Annotated in this window: 7 protein-coding genes; 1 reads left to right on the top strand and 6 read right to left on the bottom strand. The window is 32.9% G+C overall.

The features are described 5' to 3' along the window. Positions 1–245: 245 nt before the first annotated feature. The 5 genes from Q1B37_RS23125 to xerA form a co-directional block, all read right to left on the bottom strand. Positions 246–686 (bottom strand): hypothetical protein, encoded by a 441-nt coding sequence (locus Q1B37_RS23125; RefSeq protein WP_299903031.1) that lies wholly within the window; start codon positions 684–686, stop codon positions 246–248. Beyond that, positions 679–1,089 carry a hypothetical protein gene (locus tag Q1B37_RS23120; RefSeq protein ID WP_299903029.1) on the bottom strand — a complete coding sequence of 137 codons (411 nt, stop codon included), beginning with the start codon at positions 1,087–1,089 and terminating at the stop codon, positions 679–681. The genes Q1B37_RS23125 and Q1B37_RS23120 overlap by 8 nt, the downstream gene beginning before the upstream one ends. A 224-nt stretch (positions 1,090–1,313) precedes the next feature. Continuing rightward, positions 1,314–1,646, bottom strand: a complete 333-nt coding sequence (locus Q1B37_RS23115; RefSeq protein WP_299903027.1) for a hypothetical protein — start codon at positions 1,644–1,646, stop codon at positions 1,314–1,316. 31 nt (positions 1,647–1,677) lie between these two features. After that, complete coding sequence (locus Q1B37_RS23110; protein WP_299903025.1) at positions 1,678–1,935, bottom strand: hypothetical protein; 258 nt, start codon at positions 1,933–1,935, stop codon at positions 1,678–1,680. A gap of 126 nt (positions 1,936–2,061) precedes the next feature. Beyond that, the gene (xerA, locus tag Q1B37_RS23105; protein ID WP_299903022.1) at positions 2,062–3,189 is read right to left on the bottom strand and encodes a site-specific tyrosine recombinase/integron integrase; all 1,128 of its coding nucleotides are present in this window, start codon (positions 3,187–3,189) and stop codon (positions 2,062–2,064) included. A 131-nt stretch (positions 3,190–3,320) separates the two neighbouring features. On the opposite strand from xerA, the gene Q1B37_RS23100 reads away from it, so the two are divergent. Then, a complete protein-coding gene (locus Q1B37_RS23100; RefSeq protein WP_299903021.1) occupies positions 3,321–3,695 on the top strand; it encodes a hypothetical protein in 375 nt (124 codons plus the stop codon). 122 nt (positions 3,696–3,817) lie between these two features. Here Q1B37_RS23100 and recG read toward each other — a convergent pair whose 3' ends face one another. Continuing rightward, entirely contained in the window at positions 3,818–5,920 is a 2,103-nt protein-coding gene (gene recG / locus Q1B37_RS23095; RefSeq protein WP_299903020.1) for an ATP-dependent DNA helicase RecG, read from the bottom strand. Positions 5,921–6,000: the final 80 nt, after the last annotated feature.

The raw sequence follows: 6,000 nt of genomic DNA, 5'->3' as shown, positions 1-6,000 counted from the left end.
ATATACTAGACCATTGGGTGGTTAACCGTTCGTTGCTTTCGTTTTGCTTTTCAGATTCCTAAAATGCACGGATAACGTTTAATATATGTGTCGTAGCAGAGCAAAATGTTACCTTGTTTTTCGGTTTTTCTGCGCATTGGTTGCTAACTTATCCTTTTGCAAGCATTGCGCCTTACCAAAAATACATGAACAATTTGATTGATCACTTAGCTGCTATGATCACATATATGTTGTTGTAACACGTTTTATTTCTTTTTTAATTCAACTTTCTTTTCATAAAGTTTGATTCGTTTTTCTAACAGCTCAATTTTTCTATTGGCTTCGTTAAGAGTAGAGTTCAATGATTCGATTTCCTTATTTCTTTCCGTAAGATTGCTATTGATCTTTTCCAGTTCAGTAATCTGCTGTTTTTGCCATTCTTTATCTCCGGAATAATCTCGAAAGGCAAAAATTACAGTTATAAACGATAGAATAAAGACTGCAATTGTTAGAATTTTAGAAAAGTTGGAGAATCTATTATTTGACCTTTTCACAAGCTCATTATGTGCAAGCATAGCAATATCCCTGCTACTGTTAGGTGAGATACTATTTTTCTCAAGCCAGTCAAAAAAATCATTACTGTGGGTCGTATAGATTTTTTCAAGTTCTTTATCTGTACTGTTTAAAGAAGGTAATTTTTTAGTCATTTATTTCTGGTTGGTTAATTCCGTAAATATTTTCTTTATTTTCGGGGTATAATTTTCTCATTGTTGAGTAATAATCTGATATAAATCTATTCAAATTGGTTAAACCACTTGGAGAAAATCGAATAGTATCTTTTTTACTTACAATTTTTAAAGTTCCTCGGCTATTGGGATCTGAAGTTCTGTATTTTTTGTTTCTATCGACGAATTTTTCAAACTTCCATAATGTGTCTGTAATAGGTATCTTCTTGTCATAAATAACTTTCCATTCTGGGTCGTCATTAAATGTACTTTCCATAAACTCAGAACGAACGTTGATCCGATTAGACTTTTTAGTAATTTCTAATTTTTCATACGCCTGATAAGTGCAGACGGAGTGATTAAACCATACTTTAATAGTGTCCATTTCCGACATTTTTTGCCTAAACTCTGAAAAATCTTGTTCAAGTTTAAAATTGGTTAAAGGTAATTGAGTTTTATCTTCAGTTTCTTTATTACAAGAGACTAAAGTCAAAAGTATAGCAGATATTTTTATTAAAATCTTCACAATGTGTTACAACGTTCCTTGTATGTTGCGTTTGCCTGCCGAAGGTGGCATATGCAATATACAAACTGTTGTGTATAGTTTTTTTATTCTAATTCCATTTTTTCGTTCACAATTTTAGTTCGAAATGGTTTTCCTTTTTTAGAAGGGATCCATTCTAATTCCAATGCCTGTTTAACCCATTTAGTAATGTCAGAAGGCTTTACTGGATCCACAATTTCCGTTTCAATGTCATTTGGGTGTCTGCGGTCAGTATAAATAAATAAACTCGTTCCAGGGTTTTCTTCTAGCTCTATAGCAACGTGTAATTTTCCAATTCCATAGTCAGATTGAGTATAGGTTGCTTTTTTACGAATTAACCATCTGTAATTTATATCATTAACAGAAATTGATCTTGATCCTTTTTTAGGAATAGCCATTATTTACTATCTCAGTTTTGTGAAACAAAGTTTATTCTTCAGGAACATTTTTCAAGAGCCATTCAATTGCAGATTCTTCTATTACTCTTTTTACTAAAAGTTCATTGTTTTCACCAAGCGAAATTACAGATATATGTGTTTGGTAAGAGTTTTGATCTTCTAGAATAGCTCTGATTCCTTTAATTGGGTTTAACATTACAGATTTAGTATCAAAGTTTGAGATCAAATCTGTGAATTTTTGAGCAAGGTCAGTTGAATTTGGTTCCCAAGTGCCTTCCAAATATGACATGTCAGGTATAATTTTAGTCAACCGTCCGATATGCTCATTTTTCCATAAAATTTTATATCCGTCCATTATTTAATTGTACACAACGTAGTTGTATATGTACTGGTACATATATATGTATTATGTTTTCTACAAATCTAGGGGATTTTTGATCATTCTAAAACTATTCGTAGCTACATGTGTGTAAATCTCTGTTGTTTTGCTAGAACTGTGTCCCAATAAACTTTGAATATACCTTAGATCAGTGCCGTTTTCTAGTAAATGTGTGGCAAAACTATGACGTAGCATATGAGGAGTTACTTTTTTCAGAATACCAGCTTTGCGACTTGCTGTTCTTACCACTTTAGAAACACTCTCTGGAGAATAAGATATACCAGGAGATCCTTCGAATAAAAAGTGCACAGGTTTCCATTCTTTATAATATAATCGTAAATCTTTGAGCAAGGTTTGAGAAAGTAAGGTATACCGATCCTTATTCCCCTTAGCATGCGTAACTAAAATCAACATTCTTTTACTATCTATATCTTGGATTTTTAGGTTTAGTAATTCACTTCTTCGTAATCCTGCAGAATATAATAGACTAATAAGACATCGATGCTTTATATTATTAGTATGATTAATCATAGATAAAATTTCTTCTTTAGCTAATACTTTAGGTAGTTTTTGTTGTTTTCTGGGGCGTTCTATAGCATAAAATCGGTTGGGCATCTCCAATACAATCTCATAATAAAACTTTATACTATTTATAGCAATGTTGATATAAGAATTGGATCTTCCATCTTTAATCAATCGTTCTATATATTGACGAATCTCCTGTTCACCAATATGAATAAGGTCGAGATCATAATGATAGTTCATAAAGGCTTCAAAAGCTGTTATATAGTTTTTTATGGTGTTTTTTGCATATCTTTTTATAACAAGTTTTTGTAAATACATTTCTGGACATTTACGAAGTTTTTTAGATTGAAAATCCTTGAAACCTTCTTCAATTACAGGATTATCTGGATTAATTACCCGGTTTTTATAGAAATAATTACAATTTATCCAAGCTACACCTCTGAATGTACTAAAAATTAAATTTAGATTTTCTTTAGTGTTTTGTATATAAACCATCCCGTATTCCTCACTCCAACTAGGATTGGGGAGTTCTTTCATAAGCGCTTCGATAATTTTGTCTTGATAAAACTGTAGACCAATCATCTTCTGTCGATCTATTAATAAATGTTTTAGTGTAATATGTTTGCCTGAGAATTTCATAGATATTCAAATATGACTAAAGAGTGTAATGTGAGCAAGTCTAAGTATCGAATTAAACGTTTATTAAACGTTTAATTCGATGGATAGGTAACATTTTTAGAATTGAAGACACTATTTTAGAAAGGTGTTTTATGAATCGGAATTGTAGCTATTGTAATGAGAAATTAGAAGGAAGAGTAGGTAAGAAGTTTTGTTCTTCTTACTGCAGATCGGCTTTTTATTATCAACGCACCAAAGAAAAAGAAGATACTTTGTTTAAAAAGATTGATGTACAACTTAAAACGAATAGAAAAATTCTTAAAAATTATAATCGAGCAGGTATGGCAAAAATTAGGAAGGAGAAATTGATCAGAGAAGGTTTTGATCCTAATTACTTTACGCATTACTGGAAAAATAAAAAAGGACAGGTATATCTTTTTTGCTACGAATTTGGTTTTATGGAGTTACAAGAAAAAGATCATAAGAAATATCTTTTAGTCGTTTGGCAAGAGTATATGAATAGCTAAGATTTGCGTTAGGGATAGGAATGACATCCTATTTATAATAGTTTGCTGATGTAAAGAAGCAACTAGTATAAATAGATATAATGGATAGCCCGACCGTTTGCTTCTGCAAAGACGGAAACGCCCTAACTAATATAATTCCAAATGTTTTTGTGTTTGGCCAGCTGTTGATATGTAAATAAGAGCACTTTATTTTTCTCCATAGCTAATGAAGGATCTTCTTTTAGGATTTTCATCGCGTAGTGTCTTGCCGTTTTTAGCACATCATTATCGCGCACAATATCTGCAATTTTAAGTGCCAAAACTCCGCTTTGTTGTGTGCCCATAATATCTCCGGGACCACGTAGTTTTAAATCTACCTCTGCGATATCGAACCCATCATTAGTGCGTACCATCGTTTCTAATCTAATCTTACTATCCGAAGAAAGTTTATGGCTGGTCATTAGAATACAAAAACTTTGTTCGGCGCCTCGACCAACGCGACCTCTTAACTGATGTAGTTGTGATAGCCCGAAGCGTTCTGCACTTTCGATAATCATCACACTGGCATTAGGAACATTAACACCTACTTCTATCACCGTTGTAGCCACCATAATATTGGTTTCTCCTTTTACAAAACGTTCCATTTCGTAATCCTTATCGGCAGGTTTCATTTTACCGTGTACAATCGATATCTGATAATCTGGAGCAGGGAAGGAGCGGGCAATACTTTCATAACCATCCATAAGATCTTTATAATCTAATGCTTCGGATTCCTGAATTAGCGGATATACAACATAGATTTGCCTTCCTTTTTTTATTTCATCAGCTATAAACTTAAATACTTTAAGGCGATTGCTATCATACCGATGCACGGTTTTAATGGATTTTCTACCTGGTGGTAATTCATCAATTACCGAGATATCCAAATCTCCATATAAACTCATAGCCAAGGTTCTAGGAATGGGTGTAGCGGTCATTACCAATATATGTGGCGGATATATATTCTTATGCCATAATTTAGAACGTTGTGCTACTCCAAAACGATGTTGCTCGTCAATAATAGCCAATCCTAAGTTTTTAAACTTTACTTTGTCCTCTAATACAGCGTGTGTTCCTACCAATATATGTAGGGTACCATCTTCTAATTCTTGATGAATCTCTTTACGTTCTTTGGCTTTAGAGCTTCCCATCAATAATTTTATATTAATATCCAGATCTTTCGTAAGTTCTGTAATTCCTTGATAATGCTGATTTGCTAAAATAGCGGTAGGAGCCATCAAACATGCTTGGAATCCATTATCGATTGCCAATAACATCGTCATGAGAGCCACAATAGTTTTTCCAGAACCTACATCTCCTTGTAACAAGCGATTCATTTGTGCACTGCTGCCAATGTCTTTTCGAATTTCTTTAATTACTCGTTTCTGGGCATTTGTAAGTTCGAAAGGAAGATGATTATTATAAAAATTGGTAAAATGATGTCCAACTTCTGGAAAAGGAAATCCTTTTATCTTTTGTTTCCGAATTAGCTTTTTGGTAATTAACTGAAGCTGGATATAAAATAACTCTTCAAATTTAAGTCGATATTGTGCTTTGGCAAGTAACTCCTGATTTTTAGGAAAATGAATATTCAGAATCGCTTCGTTTTTGGGGATCAGTTTTAACTCGGTTCTTATTTCTTCTGAAAGGGTATCATAAAATCGAGCCTTAGTATCCAAAAACAATTGTTGCATCATTTTACTAATAACCCGATTAGTAATTCCTCGATTTGATAATTTTTCGGTAGACGGATATACCGGTTGCATCATAATTTTGAGATTTTTTTGATGCTCCGAAAGGAGTTCCATCTCTGGATGTGGCATACTAAAGCCGTTATAATATTTTGTTTTGCCAAAGATTACATAAGGTGTATTGAGTTTTAAGTTTTCTTTGATCCATTTATGACCTCTAAACCAAACCAATTCCATTTCTCCAGTATCATCCATAAACTTGGCTACTAATCGTTTTCCTCGTTTTTGTTCTACTGTTTTTATATGAATGATCTTACCAACGATTTGTACCTCTGCAGAAGTTCTTTGTAATTCATTGATTTTATAATAGTTGGTTTTGTCTATATATCTATTCGGAAAGAAGTTGACTAAATCCTGATAGGTATGAATCCCTAGTTCCGTACGAAGCAAATCAGCTCTGGAAGGTCCAACACCTTTTAAGTAATCGATAGGAGTTTGTAAGATTGTAGCGCTCAAAGAAAATAAACAGGTTATTTAACACTTTAATGACAGCACAATATAAAAATAAATAATTAGGGATATGAATACTATACGAT

Origin of the sequence: uncultured Aquimarina sp. (assembly GCF_947492965.1) — a bacterium.
Classification (GTDB): Bacteria; Bacteroidota; Bacteroidia; order Flavobacteriales; family Flavobacteriaceae; genus Aquimarina.
The sequence above is the reverse complement of the archived record's forward strand: the minus strand, read 5'-3'. Positions and strand labels throughout refer to the sequence as shown.

What these genes read in the sequence shown, in the direction of transcription:
- xerA (WP_299903022.1), bottom strand. Translation starts at nt 3,189, where the DNA reads ATGAAATTCTCAGGCAAACATATTACACTAAAACATTTATTAATAGAT.
- Q1B37_RS23120 (WP_299903029.1), bottom strand. Translation starts at nt 1,089, where the DNA reads ATGGACACTATTAAAGTATGGTTTAATCACTCCGTCTGCACTTATCAG.
- Q1B37_RS23100 (WP_299903021.1), top strand. Translation starts at nt 3,321, where the DNA reads ATGAATCGGAATTGTAGCTATTGTAATGAGAAATTAGAAGGAAGAGTA.
- Q1B37_RS23125 (WP_299903031.1), bottom strand. Translation starts at nt 686, where the DNA reads ATGACTAAAAAATTACCTTCTTTAAACAGTACAGATAAAGAACTTGAA.
- Q1B37_RS23110 (WP_299903025.1), bottom strand. Translation starts at nt 1,935, where the DNA reads ATGTCATATTTGGAAGGCACTTGGGAACCAAATTCAACTGACCTTGCT.
- Q1B37_RS23115 (WP_299903027.1), bottom strand. Translation starts at nt 1,646, where the DNA reads ATGGCTATTCCTAAAAAAGGATCAAGATCAATTTCTGTTAATGATATA.